The 16,064-nt window shown below is 64.1% G+C and carries 12 protein-coding genes; 4 read left to right on the forward strand and 8 right to left on the reverse strand.

Features of this window, described 5'->3' with window-relative positions; genetic code table 11:
- The first annotated feature begins 83 nt into the window (after window positions 1-83).
- A complete protein-coding gene (locus tag ACN9M1_RS21775) occupies window positions 84-695 on the forward strand; it encodes an NAD(P)-dependent oxidoreductase (protein ID WP_426398929.1) in 612 nt (203 codons plus the stop codon).
- Between the two features lie 10 nt (window positions 696-705).
- On the opposite strand, the gene ACN9M1_RS21780 is transcribed toward ACN9M1_RS21775, so the two are convergent.
- Both ACN9M1_RS21780 and ACN9M1_RS21785 read right to left on the reverse strand, forming a co-directional pair.
- Window positions 706-2,193, reverse strand: a complete 1,488-nt coding sequence (locus tag ACN9M1_RS21780; RefSeq protein ID WP_426398930.1) for an ATP-binding protein — start codon at window positions 2,191-2,193, stop codon at window positions 706-708.
- Window positions 2,190-2,867, reverse strand: coding sequence for a response regulator (locus ACN9M1_RS21785; protein WP_426398931.1), 678 nt, complete (start codon window positions 2,865-2,867; stop codon window positions 2,190-2,192). Before ACN9M1_RS21785 ends, ACN9M1_RS21780 begins: the two co-directional genes overlap by 4 nt.
- 361 nt (window positions 2,868-3,228) lie before the next feature.
- Here ACN9M1_RS21785 and ACN9M1_RS21790 point away from each other — a divergent pair, with 361 nt between their 5' ends.
- From ACN9M1_RS21790 to ACN9M1_RS21800, 3 genes are all read left to right on the forward strand, one after another.
- Window positions 3,229-4,554, forward strand: coding sequence for an Nramp family divalent metal transporter (locus ACN9M1_RS21790; RefSeq protein ID WP_426398932.1), 1,326 nt, complete (start codon window positions 3,229-3,231; stop codon window positions 4,552-4,554).
- A 145-nt stretch (window positions 4,555-4,699) separates the two neighbouring features.
- Window positions 4,700-5,809, forward strand: a complete 1,110-nt coding sequence (locus ACN9M1_RS21795; RefSeq protein ID WP_426398933.1) for a diguanylate cyclase — start codon at window positions 4,700-4,702, stop codon at window positions 5,807-5,809.
- Window positions 5,810-5,875: 66 nt separating this feature from the next.
- Complete coding sequence (locus tag ACN9M1_RS21800) at window positions 5,876-7,009, forward strand: mechanosensitive ion channel family protein (RefSeq protein WP_426398934.1); 1,134 nt, start codon at window positions 5,876-5,878, stop codon at window positions 7,007-7,009.
- Here ACN9M1_RS21800 and ACN9M1_RS21805 read toward each other — a convergent pair.
- From ACN9M1_RS21805 to ACN9M1_RS21830, 6 genes are all read right to left on the reverse strand, one after another.
- On the reverse strand, window positions 6,999-7,886 hold the full coding sequence (locus ACN9M1_RS21805; RefSeq protein ID WP_426398935.1) for a hypothetical protein: 888 nt from the start codon (window positions 7,884-7,886) through the stop codon (window positions 6,999-7,001). The genes ACN9M1_RS21800 and ACN9M1_RS21805 overlap by 11 nt on opposite strands.
- 2 nt (window positions 7,887-7,888) lie before the next feature.
- Window positions 7,889-9,607 (reverse strand): DUF2334 domain-containing protein, encoded by a 1,719-nt coding sequence (locus tag ACN9M1_RS21810; RefSeq protein ID WP_426398936.1) that lies wholly within the window; start codon window positions 9,605-9,607, stop codon window positions 7,889-7,891.
- A gap of 14 nt (window positions 9,608-9,621) precedes the next feature.
- Window positions 9,622-10,089: a hypothetical protein gene (locus ACN9M1_RS21815; protein ID WP_426398937.1), complete on the reverse strand. Its 468-nt coding sequence runs from the start codon at window positions 10,087-10,089 to the stop codon at window positions 9,622-9,624.
- A 9-nt stretch (window positions 10,090-10,098) separates the two neighbouring features.
- Window positions 10,099-11,355, reverse strand: coding sequence for a non-hydrolyzing UDP-N-acetylglucosamine 2-epimerase (wecB, locus tag ACN9M1_RS21820; protein WP_426398938.1), 1,257 nt, complete (start codon window positions 11,353-11,355; stop codon window positions 10,099-10,101).
- Window positions 11,356-11,604: 249 nt separating this feature from the next.
- Window positions 11,605-13,341: an NfrA family protein gene (locus tag ACN9M1_RS21825; protein ID WP_426398939.1), complete on the reverse strand. Its 1,737-nt coding sequence runs from the start codon at window positions 13,339-13,341 to the stop codon at window positions 11,605-11,607.
- The gene (locus tag ACN9M1_RS21830; protein ID WP_426398940.1) at window positions 13,338-15,482 is read right to left on the reverse strand and encodes a glycosyl transferase family protein; all 2,145 of its coding nucleotides are present in this window, start codon (window positions 15,480-15,482) and stop codon (window positions 13,338-13,340) included. Before ACN9M1_RS21830 ends, ACN9M1_RS21825 begins: the two co-directional genes overlap by 4 nt.
- Window positions 15,483-16,064: the final 582 nt, after the last annotated feature.

Consider the following 16,064-nt stretch of genomic DNA (forward strand, 5'->3'; position numbering starts at 1 on the left):
GCATATTTTTTTGTCCGTATATGTAACTAAACTAATTACATATCTATCATCAACCACCGGAACTGTTCCACAAGGAGTTCATCATGAAGATTGCAATCATCGGCGCCACGGGGCGCGTGGGTACCCGCCTGATCGACGAAGCGCTGCGTCGCGGCCATCAGGTGACAGCCATTGCGCGCACCGCGTCGAAGCTGCCGGCACGCGCCGGCTTGACCACCAAGGATGTGGATGTCGCCGATCAGGCAGCGCTCAGTGCCGCGCTCGTGGGACATGACGTCGCTCATAGCACCGTGCGCTTCCTGCAAGCCAATGCCGACCAGATCGTGGGTGCGGTGAAAAAAGCCGGCGTGCCGCGTCTGCTGGTGGTGGGCGGCGCAGGCAGCCTCGAAGTTGCTCCGGGCGTGGCATTGATCGACACGCCGCAGTTCCCCAAGGAGTACTTTGATGAAGCCTCGGCTGGCCGCGATTTCCTCAACGCGCTGCGCAAAGAAACCGAGCTGAACTGGACGTTCGTATCGCCGGCAGCCATCTTCGAGCCGGGCGAGCGCACGGGGCACTTCCGTGTCGGCAAGGACACGCTGCTGGTGGACGCCAACGGCAAGCCGTGGATTTCCATGGAAGACTACGCAATCGCCTTCCTCGACGAGACGGAAAAGCCGGCGCACCCGCGCCAGCGCTTCACGGTCGGCTACTGATCCGGGTAAATCAATGGCCCGGCGCGTCCGCCATGCCTGGCGGCACGTCGTCGGGCTCAATGGGTTCGGGCACGGCATCGAGTGCCGGCAGGCGGATGACGATCGCGCATCCCCGGCCGTCCGCATGAACCAAACCGTCTTCAATGGCGACCGAACCATTCCCGAGTTCGGCGATACGGCGCACGATCGCCAGCCCGAGGCCGCTGCCCTGCGACTGGCTGGTGCGCGGGCGATAGAACCGCTCGAACACGCGCTCGCGCTCGTCGGGCGGTATACCGGGGCCGGAGTCTTCGATACGCAGTTCGACCATGGGCACACCGGCCTGATCGACGCGCCTCGCGGACACCCGCACCTCACCGCCGTTGGGCGTTTCGCGCACCGCGTTGTCGAGCACGTTTTCGACCAGCGTGGCGGCGTCTTCATGCGACACCGAGACCCATGCCTGATTGGCACCCTCGTACGACAACGTGATGTTGCGACGCTCTGCGCGTGACGCCTGCTGGATTACGCCGCTGCGCGCACAACCGGCCAGGTCAGACAACGCGCCTTGCGCCAGCTGCGCCTCCACACGACGCGCATCAAGCCGCGCAATGGCCAGCAGCTTGGCCAACGATTGCGTCGCGCGTGAAATCCCGCGATCGAACTCGCGCAGCGCGGTCGAGCGATCTTCCTCGCTGTCGGAATGAGACACCACGTAGGCCTGCGCCTGGATGGCCGCCAGCGGCGTACGCAGCTCGTGCGCAGCATCGGCAAAGAAACGGCGGTCGGCCTCAATGCCGCGCCGCACGCGCGCGAACAAGCCGTTCAATGCGTCAACGAGCGGTTTCAACTCGGCATGTTCGACGCTCTGCACGGGTTCGAGATCGGCGGAATCGCGCGCTTCTACTTGCCGCGTAAGCGTGCGCAGTGGCTTGAGCCCCTGGTGCGCCGCCCAGCCCACCATCACCATCAGCGCGATCGCCAGAATGGCCAGCGCAATGGCCACTTCCTGAAAGAGATCGCGAATGGCGCGCTCGTAGGCCGACAGCGGCTGCGCCACCGTGGCAGAGAGCTTGCCATCGACGCTATCCACCGTGTAACTGCGCCACGGCTTGCCCTCGAGCATGACTTCAACCACAGTGTCGTGCGCCTTGCCGCAGGGCATGGTCGGCGCGCCGGGGAACGCGGTCACAACGTTGCCGGCCCGATCGCACAGCACGTAGCGGAATTCACCGGGCAGGATATTGGGCAGCGACAGACCCAGCTTGATGTCGGTGAGGCGGCGCAGGAATTCTTCGCGGCGCGGCACGTCATCCATGTTGAGCGTGGTCAGATCCGCATAGGCCTGCGCGGACATGCGCAAGTCGCTCACCACTTGGCGGCTGTTGGTGCGCGAGATTTCCAGATGCGCGATGACGAGCTGCACCAGCAGCATCAACACCAGCGCCAGCAGGATCAGCACATACAGCCGGAACGACAGCGAGCGAACCCGCAGGATGGCCGGAACCGCCAGCTTCATTGGGCAGCTCCACGGTTGCCGCCGATCATGTAGCCGACACCGCGGATGGTCTGAATGGTTTCGTTGCCGAGCTTGCGGCGCAGGTGGTGGATGACGACCTCCAGCGCATTGGCGCTCACGCTGTCGCCTTCGCGGTAGAGCGCGTCCATGAGCGTTTCACGCGGCACCCAGCGGTGCGCGCGGCGCACGAGTTCGAGCAGCAACTGGTATTCGCGCGGCGTGAGTTCGATGACCTGGCCCTCTTGCGTCACGCGCTTCTGCGAAGGCTCCACCACGAGGTTGCCGACGTTCCACTGGTTGGTGCTCTGCCCCGCGTGGCGACGCAGCACGGCACGCAGGCGGGCGATCAGTTCATCCACCGGGAACGGCTTGACGAGGAAGTCGTCCGCGCCGGCATCCAGCCCTTTCAAACGTTCGGACAAGGCATCGCGCGCGCTGGCAATGATGACGGGCACATCGCGGTGCGCGGCGCGCAGCTCTTCCAGAAAGACATGGCCCTCGCCATCGGGCAGGCCGAGGTCGAGCACGATGGCCTCGAAGGTGTTGGTGGTCATCCATTTCTGCGCGTCGACCAGGCGGCGCACCCAGGTCGCGTTGTAGCCGGCCTGACGCAACGCGCGGGCCAGTGCGGTGCCCAGCGGCAAGTCGTCTTCGATGAGGAGGATGGCGTTCATGCGCGGAAATCTCGGCGGAGAGTGGCGACGGTAAGAGCCGCTAACAAAACCGTCCTGGCTAGGCGTGCCGACGCAGACAGTACAAAGGTACGGCAAGGAGGCACAACGACGCCAGGGCGGTTTTGTTAGCGGCTCGAAGACGGCCGTCACAACGGTAAACGGAGAGCCGGCACCTGGGAAACCGGCGCCGGCAAAGGTCGAAATCTACCGCAACGGACTGAGCTTTGCCTTAAATGTGTGGCGCCATGTGACGGCCGATGTGCCCGCAAACCGGCTTGGCACGACGGCGGCGGCGCTCAAATCAAGCCTTAGCTATCATGATGCCGTTTTAATTGATTTTTCCTCAAACGGCCGCCGCCCCATGTTCCACCTACCCACCACCGCCACCGCGCCTTTCTGCCCATCTGAGGTGCGCGGCACCGTGGCCGTCCCGCCTGGTCTGCCGCTGTGGAAGAAGCTGCTGCGCTTTGCGGGGCCGGGGTTGCTGGTGTCCGTGGGCTATATGGACCCAGGCAACTGGGCGACCGATATCGAGGCCGGCTCGCGCTATGGGTACGGGCTGCTGTTCGTGGTGCTGCTGTCCAGCCTGGCGGCCATCGTGCTGCAGTGTCTGTCGGCACGGCTGGGCATTGTCACTGGCATGGATCTGGCGCGGGCCTCGCGCGAACGGTATCAACGCCACCCCGGCGCACTGCGGACGCAATGGCTGCTGGCGGAACTCTCGATCATCGCGTGCGACTTGGCCGAGGTGCTGGGTTGCGCGCTGGCCTTCCATCTGCTGCTGGGTGTGCCGATTCTGGCAGGCGTGGCACTAACGGCGCTGGACACGCTGATCGTGCTGGGCCTGAAGGGCAAGAATTTCCGGCAACTGGAGGCCATCGTTCTGGGCCTCATCCTGACCATCGGCCTGTGCTACTTCGTTGAGCTGGTGCTCATCAAGCCGCACTGGCCGTCGGTAGCGGCTGGGCTGATGCCGTCTTGGCAAACCCTGAGCGAGCGCGAACCGCTGTACCTTGCCATCGGCATCCTCGGTGCCACGGTGATGCCGCATAACCTGTATCTGCACTCATCCATCGTGCAGACACGCATGACGGCCAACACCGAAGCTGCCAAGCGCGAAGCCATCGGCTTGTCGCGCCTCGACACCATCGTGTCACTCGGCCTGGCGCTGTTGGTGAACGGCGCCATCCTGATTCTGGCCGCCGCTGCATTCCATGCCCACGGCCATCAAAACGTGGCCGACATTCAAGACGCCTACCATCTGCTGGAGCCGATTGTCGGCACTGCGCTGGCCGGGTTGCTGTTCGGCATCGCCCTGCTGGCGGCGGGGCAAAGCTCCACATTTACCGGCACCATCGCCGGGCAGATCCTGATGGAAGGGTTTCTGGACTTGCGCATCCCCTGCTGGCAGCGACGGCTGATCACGCGGGCGCTGGCGTTGATTCCGGCGTTCATCGGCGTGGCGATGCTGGGCGATCATGCTATTGGCAAGCTGCTCGTCATCAGCCAGGTGGTACTGGGCCTGCAGCTGCCGTTTGCGATGTTTCCGCTGATCCGCATGACCGGCGACCGCACGCTGATGGGCGCGTTTGTTAACAGTCGGTTAACGTCAATGCTGGCGTGGGCGCTGTTCGTCATCATCAGCGTGGCCAACGTGTGGCTGGTGTGGCAGGTGCTGGCCGGCTGAGTGCTTGTGCGGCGTCGGAAAATCCGTGTACGAATTCGCACGGAACGCGCACACAACCGGCACGGCCCCATTAGAATGCGCGCTTTGCTGCGCAATCCGGCCCCACCCGCGCCATCCGCCGCGCCCGAGGCCGGCTCATCCTGCCTTGAGCGCGAACCCGCCACCCCTTCTCGACGCATCTGCCCTGCCCGACGCGCGCACGCCATCGCGCGACTATCAGGCACGCCATTTCGTACCGATGATCCTGGCGCTCGCCAAGTGCGGCGTGTTGGCGTATGCCTTTGCCGTGCTGCTGGGCTGGTCGACGGGCATGCTGCAAACGCTCGTCCCGCTTGGGGTGACGCTCGGCGTGCTGATCGCCATCGTGCTGACCGCAGAGCGGCACCAGCACACGGGGCTGTGGCCGCCGCTGGCGCTCGCGCACCTGCTGACGGAAGAAATCGCCATCGTGCTCTTCGGGCATCAGGCCGGGCTTGAATGGGTGCTGCCAGCCTTCTACCTGATGCCGCTGGCCACCAGCCCCGCATGGCTGACGCGGCGCGATTTCGTGATCGCCATGGCGTTGTGCGCGGCCGGGCCGCTGGTGGCGATGTTCACGACGAGCACATCGCCAGCCGCGTTGCATAAGGCATGGCTCGGCCTGGTGCTGTATCTGCCGATCTGCATCGGCGCAGCAGCCGTGATTCACACTTACCTGCTGCGTGCGATGGCGCGCCACTTTGCGGCCGAACGCACCTTGGCCGACCGTGCCAACACCGACCACCTGACCGGCATGCTGGCGCGCCAGCGCTTTTTCGAGTTGGGCAGCTTTGCGGTGGAGCGCGCTCAGCACCATGCCGAGCCGCTGTGCGCACTGTATCTGGACGTCGATCACTTCAAATCCATCAACGATGCCTGGGGACATGCCGCCGGTGACGAGGCGCTGATTGCGCTGTCCGACGCGCTCGCGCAAGTGTTGCGCCCGCATGATCTGTTCGGCCGCCTGGGCGGTGACGAGTTTGCCGTGCTGCTGCCCAACTGCGGGTTGACCGATGCGCTGGCCGTGGTCGAGCGGCTCAAGGCCGCGGTGGCCGCCTCGCAAACGCCCGTGGGGCCGCTGACGATCAGCGCGGGCGCCGCACCGCTGCGGCCAGGGCAAGACTTGGCGCATCTGCTGGCTGATGCCGACGTTGGCCTGATCGAAGCCAAACGGCAAGGGCGCAACCGCGTGTGCGTGCCGCCTGATCTGCAAGGGCTTGCCACTACCATGACGTAGCGCGGGCACATTTAGGCAGGCACATTTTGTGCGGCGCCACATCCGTGACCAATCACGGAGATGCTGATGGAGTGGCTCAACGCCCACACCTTCCTGCGCGTGCCGGCCCGCGACTGGGCCGCCGCCACACTGACCGTCATCGTGGCGTATGTGGCGTTGTCCAGCGTGCTGCACTTGATCTGCAACCGGTTTGACGCCCGCGCCCAACGCACCGGTTATCGCTTCGACATTCTTGTCACCGCCGTCCTGCGCGATACACATCCGCTGTTCATCGCGCTGGCTGCATTGCTTGCGGGTTCGTATTTCATTGACCTGCCCACGCGTATTGCCAACAAGCTCGATCACATCTGGTTCGTCATCATCGGTTTCCAGATTGCGCTGTGGCTCAACCGCGGTGTGAAGCTGTGGGCGCGCGATCGGCTTTCCACACAAACCCATGCCACGCGCAACCCCGTCATCACATCGATGACTGCGTGGGTGCTACGGTTTGCGCTGTGGTCGATGCTGCTGTTGGCCATCCTGGCCAATGTGGGCATCAATATCACGGCCTTTGTTGCGAGTCTGGGTGTGGGCGGTGTGGCGGTCGCACTGGCGGTGCAGAGCATCTTGAGCGATCTGTTTGCCTCGCTGGCGATCGGGCTGGACAAGCCATTCGAGATTGGCGATTTCATCCTCTTTGAATCCATTGCCGGCACGGTGCAGCACGTGGGCCTGAAGACCACACGCATCCGCAGCCTGTCGGGCGAAGAGATCGTCGCTTCCAATACGGCACTACTCAAGAGCACGATCCACAATTACAAACGGATGTCAGAACGGCGCATCGTCTTCAACTTTGGGGTGACGTACGATGCGCGCGCGGCGCAACTGCAGAAGATTCCCGACATCGTGCGCAAGGCGGTGGAAGCCGCCGGCAACACGCGCTTCGATCGCGCGCACTTCAAGGAGTTTGGCGAAAACGCGCTGAACTTTGAGGTGGTGTACTTCGTGACCGACCCCGACTTCAACCTGTACATGGACATTCAGCAGCAGATCAATCTGACGATCCTGGAAGGGCTGGAAAACCTGGGCACCTCGTTCGCGCTACCCACACGTACCATCCAGCTGGTGCGTCGTGATGGCGAACCCGTTGAACCTGAAGACGTGGCCGGCAAAAAGCCATCGGCAAATGCACAACGCGTCAGCGCCCGCGCTAGCGGCTAGGCGCCGTCGGCATGGCCAGCAATGCCGCATCGAGGGTGCGCCACAGCGGTCTTGACCGCGGCACCATGTCCTGCCGGAAGTACCACCAGAAGTAGCCGCCCACAAAGCGCGCGTGTGCAATCGTCAGGCCGTAGTAGCGCGTGAGCAGTGCCGCTTTGCGCGGGGCCTGGCGTGTGCCGACTTCCCCGAAACCGAGCATGGCGTGCGGAAACAGCTCGCCCAGGCGGTTGAACACCGCGTTCCAATCCGGCGGTGCGATCTTGCAGTCGTCTTCATAGAAGCTGATGAACACGTAGTCGAGCCCATCGCGTAGGCGCTGCGGCACGTTGCGTTCGGTCCAGTCGAACATCGCGCGTGCGGGTTGCTCGGCACAGCCCTCGTTGTAGTAGAGCGTGAGTGCGGTGCGACCGCTGCGCTGGCGGACGGCATCGTAGGCGGCCAGGGTCTTGTCGACCACGTCGCGTGTGGGGCCGGTCCACTCCCCGTTGATCTCGTTGCCGATCTCCCACACGTCGACGTTGCTGCCGAGTGTGTCGATATAGGCGATGGCGCGTGCGCGCAGTTGCGTTGCGGTGGTTTGCTTGAGCGTGGAGGAATCGGCCAGTTCGCCCATCACGTAGGCTGCGCGGCGGATGGCGGTGACGGGCGCAGCATAGTGCGCGGCACTCATGCCTTCATCAAAGACGATGCGTACGGTTGGCGTGCGAGACAGATGCGCAAGTGCGTCCACCACTGCCGGCACGTTGTCCACCGCATCGACCGTGACGCCATATAACGGCACAGGGCCGGCAGGCATCACACCCACCGGCCCTGCGGCCTGCGTGGATGCGCTCAATGCCAGCATGGCCGCTGCCAACAATGAGCGCATCCCGCACATGACTACTGCACGGTGCTGGCATCCGCCCAGGTATAGCCCAGGGACGTGATGCCGGTAATGATGGTTTGGAAATCCGTATACCCCGGCGTGCCGACTTCCGGTTCCAGCCAGAACGGGTGGAAGAAGAACGAGGCAAAGCCGTCGCGCACGACCAGCGCATAGTTCGCGTTGGTCAGGATGTCCTGCGCGGTGTACGTCAGGCACGATGACGGATCAATATTGCAGATGTTGTATTCCACGTTGCCGAGGTTCTCCGGAATGATCCGCTGGTTGTAGTAGTCCTTCTGAATGATGTAGGGGAAGAACTGGCCAACCGAGAAATCATGCCCCGCCGTGGCGGCATTCAGCGTTTGCGGGTTGTCGGACGTGTAATACACCACGCGCTGATACGTGTTCTTGAAGTACTGCGGCACCGCCTTGATGGCCAGTGGTGAAGACTGGTAGTGCGGCGCTTCCCACGCAAACGGGAAGTAGCCGTTGAGCTGAAGCTCCAGCAACCCCGAAGACAATCGCCCGGCTGCCCATTGGGTCGAGTCTTCGTTCACCGGCCGGTTTTGCGTGGCAAACCAGAACTCGAAGTCGTTCGCGCTGACCGCGTTGATCAGGTTCGGGATGTTGCTGTACTGGTGGGTATAGCCGTGCATCAGGATCTTCCCGCCGCGCGCCAGCGCATGGTTCAGCGCCGACTTCAGCCCCGTTGCATTGACCAGGTGAATCGTCTGCGACACACCGCCGTTGTAGACCCCATTCGGATCCTTGTACAGCGGGATCGTGGCGAGCGAGAACGGAATCTTCTGGCTGTACAGGTAGTCCGTCAGCGTGTTGATGGACGTGACGGTATTGGTGGCGTTGATGTCTTCCAGACGCACCAGCGCACGATGCAGCGTGGCCGCATTGGTGCCCAGGATGTCATGCAGCAGATCGCACATTGCGAGGTAACGATCGCGCGGCCCGATGTACGAGAACGGCATGTCAGCGAAGTACCAGAAATTGCCGGAGCGAATGACGTACGGCGCGGTCTCCTTGGTGACGGAGTTGGTGATGGTCACCAGGCTGGTGGCCTTGGTGGCATCGGCCACGGAGGTCACGCCAATGTCCGGGTCCGCGGTGACGGCACCGGTGGTGGCATTGAAGGCGTAGTACTTTGTCATGGTCTGGTTCTTGTACGTCACCGTATCGAAGAACCCGGGGTTGGGCGCGCTGGCAGATGGCGCCGCGTTCATGCCGCGCAGGCCGACAAAGTTGATGCCGTAGCGCGAGGTGAACGGATACGCCGTGTTCCAGGCCAGCTCCCACAGGTTGTACTTGAACCAGACGACGGTCTTCTGCGTGGTGCTCACGTCTGACAGGAACGCCGCGGGTATGGGGTTGGTGTAGTAGCTCCCCATGTAGAACGTGGCGGTGTACTGCTCGGTCATGCCAGCCGTGTAGCTCTGCACGGGCAGCATGGTGATCGTCGTGTTGAAGTGCGCGAGCAGGTTGTACAGCATGATCGCGTACGCCTTGCCGAGGTTGGTGTACGGATCATTTGCCGGCGCGTCGTACAGCACGAGGATGGGCGCCGGCGTAATTTGGGCCGATGCCGTGCCACCCACCGTCACGCAGATGGGGCCAAGCCCGATGGTGCAGGTGGCCGCTTGCGCAGGTCCGCCCACCGAGACGCCGAGCATCCCGCCAACCAATACCAGCGCGCACAATAACTTCCGAAAGAGGGTCTTCATGATGGTGCTCCGACTCATGGGCGATACACCGAGCCATCCGCTTGACGGTAGAGCCCGAGGTTGAAAGTGGGGCCACGATCGTGGCCGCGTTCCGTACCAGAGACTTCCGTCTCCGGCATGCCAGGTCGGATTTCTGTCATAACGGCTGGCCGTGGCGGGGGGACCACTTGTCCGTTTTCATCCATCACGCCGTAGCCGTAGGCACGCGGGCCACCGGTCACGGGTTTGGGCGTGGCGACTGCCACCATGGTCGGTTGTACGGGCTGCATGGGTTGCGCGACCATGACCGTGCCCTGTGAAGCGGTGGGCGCGGCTTTTTGCTTGCCTGCTGCATCACTGCCCGGAGATACCGCCGGGTTGGAGGCGCCGCCAAGCCGGGCCGGCGCCTCCGTATTGCCGGCCCAGGGGGGGGCCATCATCAGCCAGCCGGCAACCAGTGCGGAGGCGAGCAACGCGCCGCCCCCGATGTGTTTCGCTTTCATCAAGACCTCCTAGCCACTTGAGCGGTGTTGCGCCGATGGCCCTTGCGCAATGGCACGAGCCGCTTCCAGATGGATGATCTCGGCCTCGGTGGCCGGCTTGCGAATGAGCTGCGGGCCGCGGGCCACCTGCGGCTGCGTGGAAAACGCCGCCTTCAGCGCGTCGACAATGCGCCGGCAAGCCTGCCCATCGCCATACGGGTTGTGGGCCTGCGCCATGCGCGCGTATTCCGCGGCGTTGCCCAGCAGCGTTTCCGCCTCATCGACGATGCGTTGCGTATCCGTGCCCACCAGGCGCGCGGTGCCAGAAGCCACCGCCTCCGGCCGTTCGGTGGTGTCACGTGTCACCAACACAGGCTTGCCCAGCGCGGGCGCCTCTTCCTGGATGCCACCGGAATCGGTGACGATCAGGTAGGCACGGTCCATCAGGTACACAAACGGCAGATAGTCCTGCGGCGCGATCAGATGCACGTTTTCATGGCCGGAAAGAATGGCGTTGACCGGCTGCTGCACGTTCGGGTTCAGGTGCACCGGATACACGATTTGCACATCCGGATGCCGCGCCGCCAGCACGCGCAGCGCCACGCAGAAACGCTCGAACGGCTCGCCAAAGTTCTCGCGCCGATGGCCCGTCACAAGAATCATCCGCCGGCGCGTATCGAGAAACGGGTAGCGCGCCGCAATCTCCGCCGACAGCGCAGCGTCCTCATCCAGCCGGTGCTTGACGGCCAACAGCGCGTCGATGACGGTGTTGCCGGTGAGCGTGACCTGCCCTGGGTCGATGCCCTCGTCCAGCAGGTTCTGGCGCGATTCCGCCGTGGGCGCGAAGTGCCACGTGGTGACCGCGTCCGTTACGCGCCGGTTCAGCTCTTCCGGCCATGGCGACCAGATGTTTCCTGTGCGCAACCCCGCCTCGACATGCCCGACCGGAATGCGCCGATAGAACGCGGCCAAGCTCGCGGCCAGCGTGGTCGTCGTATCGCCGTGCACGAGCACCGCATCGGGCTGATACGCGTCCAGCACGCCGTCGATGCCGCCCAGCACGTTAGACGTGATGTCCGACAGCGTCTGCCCAGGCCGCATCAGGTTCAGATCAAAGTCCGGCACGATGCCGAACAGCTCCAGCACCTGGTCGAGCATCTGCCTGTGCTGCGCACTCACGCACACGGCCGAGGCAAAACCTGCCTCGGCTTGCAATGCCTTCACCAGCGGCGCCATCTTGATGGCCTCCGGGCGTGTGCCGAACACGGTCAAAATTTTTCCTGTCATGGTTTCCCCCCCGTTCATCTGCCTCAACGCACAACAAAGCGCGGCGACGAGCGCGCCGCTTCCCACGCTGGTGCAGCCTTCACCCCAGAGCGAAGGCCGTGCCATGCGCACGACTTTGTCCAGTCTTGGCGATGCGACGCCGTCCTGCCGTGCGTCGCTGCCGCCTGTGTTCTTGACCCGCTTGCCTCGGTGCTCAGAAACGTTTCATTCGTGACACCTCTGACGGGGTCAACGTGAATGTGTGGCTCGTCAGAACCACAGGATGGCGCGTGCCACCACCCCCTTCGCCCGGTCCGCGTGGGTCAGCGGCAGGCGGTATTGCACGGTCAGATCCAGCCAACTGGCCGGTGCTGCGTATTGCGATTCGCGAAACCAGTAGCGGAAGTTGATGCCGGGGCCGACGCCCAGCGCGAGCTGGCGGTCAGCCTTGTTGTCGTGGTCGCCCGCCAGCACGATGTGCGGATACACCGTCAGGTGGTCGCTGATGGTTTCCACCCGCCACGTGTGCCCATAGCGCGCTTCGCTGCTGATGATCAAGCGGCCCTGGTTGACGAAATACGCGGCTTCCCCGTACACCTGCCAGGTCTGCCAGCGCGGTTTGGTCACCTGCAGATCGATACCCTGGTCGGTGGAAAAACCGATACGCAGCAGCGTGTCGTTGGTGGTCAGGTGGCCGATGCGGAACAGGCGCTCGGCGGTAAAGACGAGATTGAGGTCCTTGATCGGCTTGTAGCGCGCGCCGACCGAGCCCTGGGCCGTGGGCAAGCCCGTGGTGCCGCTGCGGTCGTACACGCTGTCATAACCGCGTGCGAACACCTGGAAGACGCTGCCATCGCGGTAGCCAATGCCGGGCGGCTGCCAGTACACCTCCGCGCCGGCCTGCGCCATGCTGACGGTGTTGGGCAACCCGAAGGCCGAGGTCTGATAGGCGCCCGAAAGCACCATGCCCCACGTGCGCTGCATCTGTTCGATCTCGCGGCGATACCCGAAGCGGCGATCGGCTGGGAGGCGGTCATCACCGTTGCCTCCGCTGTCGCCTTTGGCATCAGCATCAGCGTGGTCCAGGCTGTCGTGGAACAGCTGGATGGCGGTGGGGTTGTCGCCCAGGCGCTTGGCGGCATACGCGGCATCGGCGTAGTGGCTCCAGTTGCCCTGGCCGGTGGCGAAGCCGCGCTGGAACGCCGCCAACGCGGCGCGGTCATCTCGCGCACGCAGATGGGCATAGGCGTCGTTCAAGGCGCGTTGGCCTGCCGCGCTCGGCGTGTCGGGCGCAGCTGCATCGCCCTGAGCAGCCGTGGCCTGGGCAAGCAGCGCTTGCGCGTAGCGTTGGCGGTCGGGGTCGTTGGTGTGCTCGGCGGCAAGCTTGGCTGCCTGCGCGGCCCCGGTGCGGTTCCCCAACTGCAGGCGGGATTGCGCCAGCCGCAGTTGCACATCGGCGTCGGGCTGATCCTGCAGGCCGCTGAGCGCATCCAGCGCGGCCTGCGGATGCTTGGCGGAATAGGCGCTATCCGACCACGCCACGTGCAGGTTGCGCTGCTCCTGCGGCGTCCAGTCGGTGCCCTGCACTGCGTGTGCAAAATCCTGCTCAGCGACGGCCGGGTCGTTCGCCTTCTGCGCAAGGAAGCCATGCTGCGCGTATACACGTGGCTCATCGGGGTACTTGCGCAATAACGCATCGGCTTGCGCGCGCGCGGCATCCAGTTGGCCCTTGCGGGTGAGCACATCGAGCAGCAGCAGATTCAGTTGCAGGCTATCGGGCTGAACGGCCAGCGCTGCACGCGTCGCAGCCTCGGCATCGTCGAGCTTGTTGGCCTCGATGGCGCGATACGCGCGGTCGGCGCGGAAGTACGCATCGGGCTGCAACGGTTGCACAGCCTGCTCCGCCAGCGACACGCCATGACACAGCGTCCACACCGCCACGGCAATCGGCCAGCGCAGTGCATGCAGACGGCGCACAGGAGAACGGTGATCTCGTTTGGGGTTCATGCCACACCTCCCGCGACAGATGGATTGGGGCGTGCCTCCGGCCCAGGCTTCGGGTCAGGCGGCACAGACATCGGGGGGATGGTGGAAACCTCGGGTGCGGGTGCCGTGCCAGGGAGCGCTGAGAGCGCTGGGAACGTATCGGGGCCGGCGCCCGTCATGGATTCTGTAGACAACGTGGCCGCCAGCACGGCGGGTTGCGCCGCCGGGCCAAAGACCACCGTGGGACGGCGGTGCGGTGGTGCCGCCATGTGGGCCAGTTCGGCCAGCATTTCGTGGTCGCAGGCCATGAAGCACGCCACCCTGCGGCCCGCCGCGTGTGCCAGCTCTTCCAGCGCCGCGCCATCGGGCAGCTCCGACACCGCAATGTTGAGCGAGCCATCTTCACCAATGGAAAACGGCACCACGTGATGCCGCACGGCCAGGTCACGTGGCAGACAATCCACCAGCGCGCCCAGCACCACGTTGGTCAAGCTCACGCGTGGCAGGTCGGCCTGTTCGGCCAACGCATCAGCCAGGGTGTCGGGCGTGACCAACCCCTGCTGCACCAGCACCTGGCCGAGGCGACGCCCGGTTTTCTGCTGAATGGCCAACGCGGCATCCAACTGCTCTGGCGTAAGCACTTCCCACTTGAGCAACGTTTCACCCAGCTTGCACCGCGTGCGGCCGAGCGCATCGTTCGACAGATAGGTGTGCTGCGTCTTGTCCCACGCAATCGGTTTGCCGGTCAGGCAGTAGATCAGGAAGATCTTCCACGCCCGGCATACCGAGAAGAAGTTGATGAAGTTGTTCACCACCAGCCTGGGCAGGCACAACACACCCTGCAGCGGGCCATTGAGCCGGCCCACAAAGTACACACGCTGCGCCAGCCGGTTGATGAGCAGCGTGGCATTGATGGCCAGCAGATCCTGCATCCACCAAGACCCCACCACCAACGAGCCTTCGGGCACCGCGATCCAACCCTTGAGTTGCAGCGCCCCAACCAGCAGGTAGTTGAGCGACAGCACATACGCCAGGATGGAGAACAGCGCCGTCAGCACGCCCTTGCGGTCGCGGAAGAACATGTACTTGGTGATGAGGTTGCCCTTCCACCCCATCTGCAGCCAGCCCTGAAACGCAATACCCAACACCCAGCGCGCGCGCTGCCGATACGCAGTGCGGAACGTGCTGGGAAAGTACTCGCGCGTGGCCAGCAGTTGCGGGCGCGTACCTGGCCGCCGATGGTGCAGGGAATGGGTGCGCATCACGTCGTCGGCATCCGATGGCGGTGCTGCGTCCTCGCAGATCGGGAAGTGCACGAAGGCCTCGCGCATGCCCAGTTCGCGCAGGCGGAAGCTGAAGTCGTAGTCTTCAGTGAGCGTGCTGGTGTTGAAGGGGGAATCGCCACGCACCTTCATCACCGCCTCGATGGCGCGGCGGCTGTAGCACAGCGCTACGCCGGCCCCAGGTACCGTGCCAGTCAGCGCCTGACGGGCCACGAGGTCCTTCTGGTGCGTCTCGGAAAAGTCGTCCATGTAGGTGCCGGCCACCCACTCGTACCACTTGCGTTCAAGCGAGAGCACGGGCAGCTGCACGAGGTCCTGGTCGCTGATGAAGTAGTTGAAGTACTTCAGCTCCAGCGGGTGGATCACGTCTTCGCAGTCGTGCATGATCACGCCCGCAAAGCGGATGCCGTGGCCGGCCTCGTAGCGCACGATGGTCTGGATGATCGTGTTCAGGCAGTCGGCCTTGCAGGTGGGGCCGTCATGCGTGACGGCGGCGCGCACCACTCGGCCGGGATAGCGGCGCACCATGCGCTCCACCTCGGTGGTGGTCTCGGCATCGTTGCGGTAGGCGCCGGCAAAGATGATGAAGTGCGTGTACTCCATCGTCGCCAAGGTGTTTTCCACCATCTTGGCGATGACGTCGTACTCCTTCCAGGCTGGCACCATGATGGCGAGCCACTGCTCTTCGCGCTCGCGCAAGGACTGCGCGGAAATCGTGACGGGCGTGCGGCCGCGCTGCGGCCAGAGCCACAGCTCGCGCACCCAGTAGAAGGCGTCGAGGAAAAAATCGTCGGCGGTGCTGATGAGGATGACGAGCGTGGTCGCCACCGTCAGCGTATTGAGCAGCGCCACATAGAGGTCCCATGGCACATCGCTCATGGTCTCTCTCCGGTGCTGGCAAGCAGCCCTCGGCAGGCACGCTCGTCCTGATGCCTCTCGTTCTGCGCTGTGGCGCCCATCGTTTCCCCCAGGTCTTTATCCATGCCCGGCGCCTCGTGTGCAAACGATGGTCGCCAGAGCAACGTTCTGTTGCCCGCTTCGGGAGGAGGAAACGCGAGGACCATACCAACGCCCGCGCAGCGCGCCGTTGTGCGGTACGGCACTGTGCGCACGCACGTTGGCACGCGTCGAACGCGTGGCTTTGTTGCATGGGTGAACGCAAGACAAGGTGCACAGCGGCAAGGTGATTGCCGCCATGGCATGCAAGGCGCGCTGTCGGCACGCGGCACTCATCCACGCAGCCGATAGGGTCGCCGTACAAATGATGGATGCGGGGTGCCCTCGGGCACAGGGTGTTCGGGTTAAGCGTGCCGTGGGCCGCAGCACGGCACATTGCGGGCGGTTTGCCCCGCAGATGGCGCAGTTCCAGCCGCTACATCCACAAACCCTTGCCGCGCAAGGCCGCGCGGAACGCGGCACATGTCCGATGCAAGATGCACGTAGAAACGCGGCGAACGCCGT

The organism is Ralstonia sp. R-29, assembly GCF_049913345.1.
GTDB lineage: Bacteria > Pseudomonadota > Gammaproteobacteria > Burkholderiales > Burkholderiaceae > Ralstonia.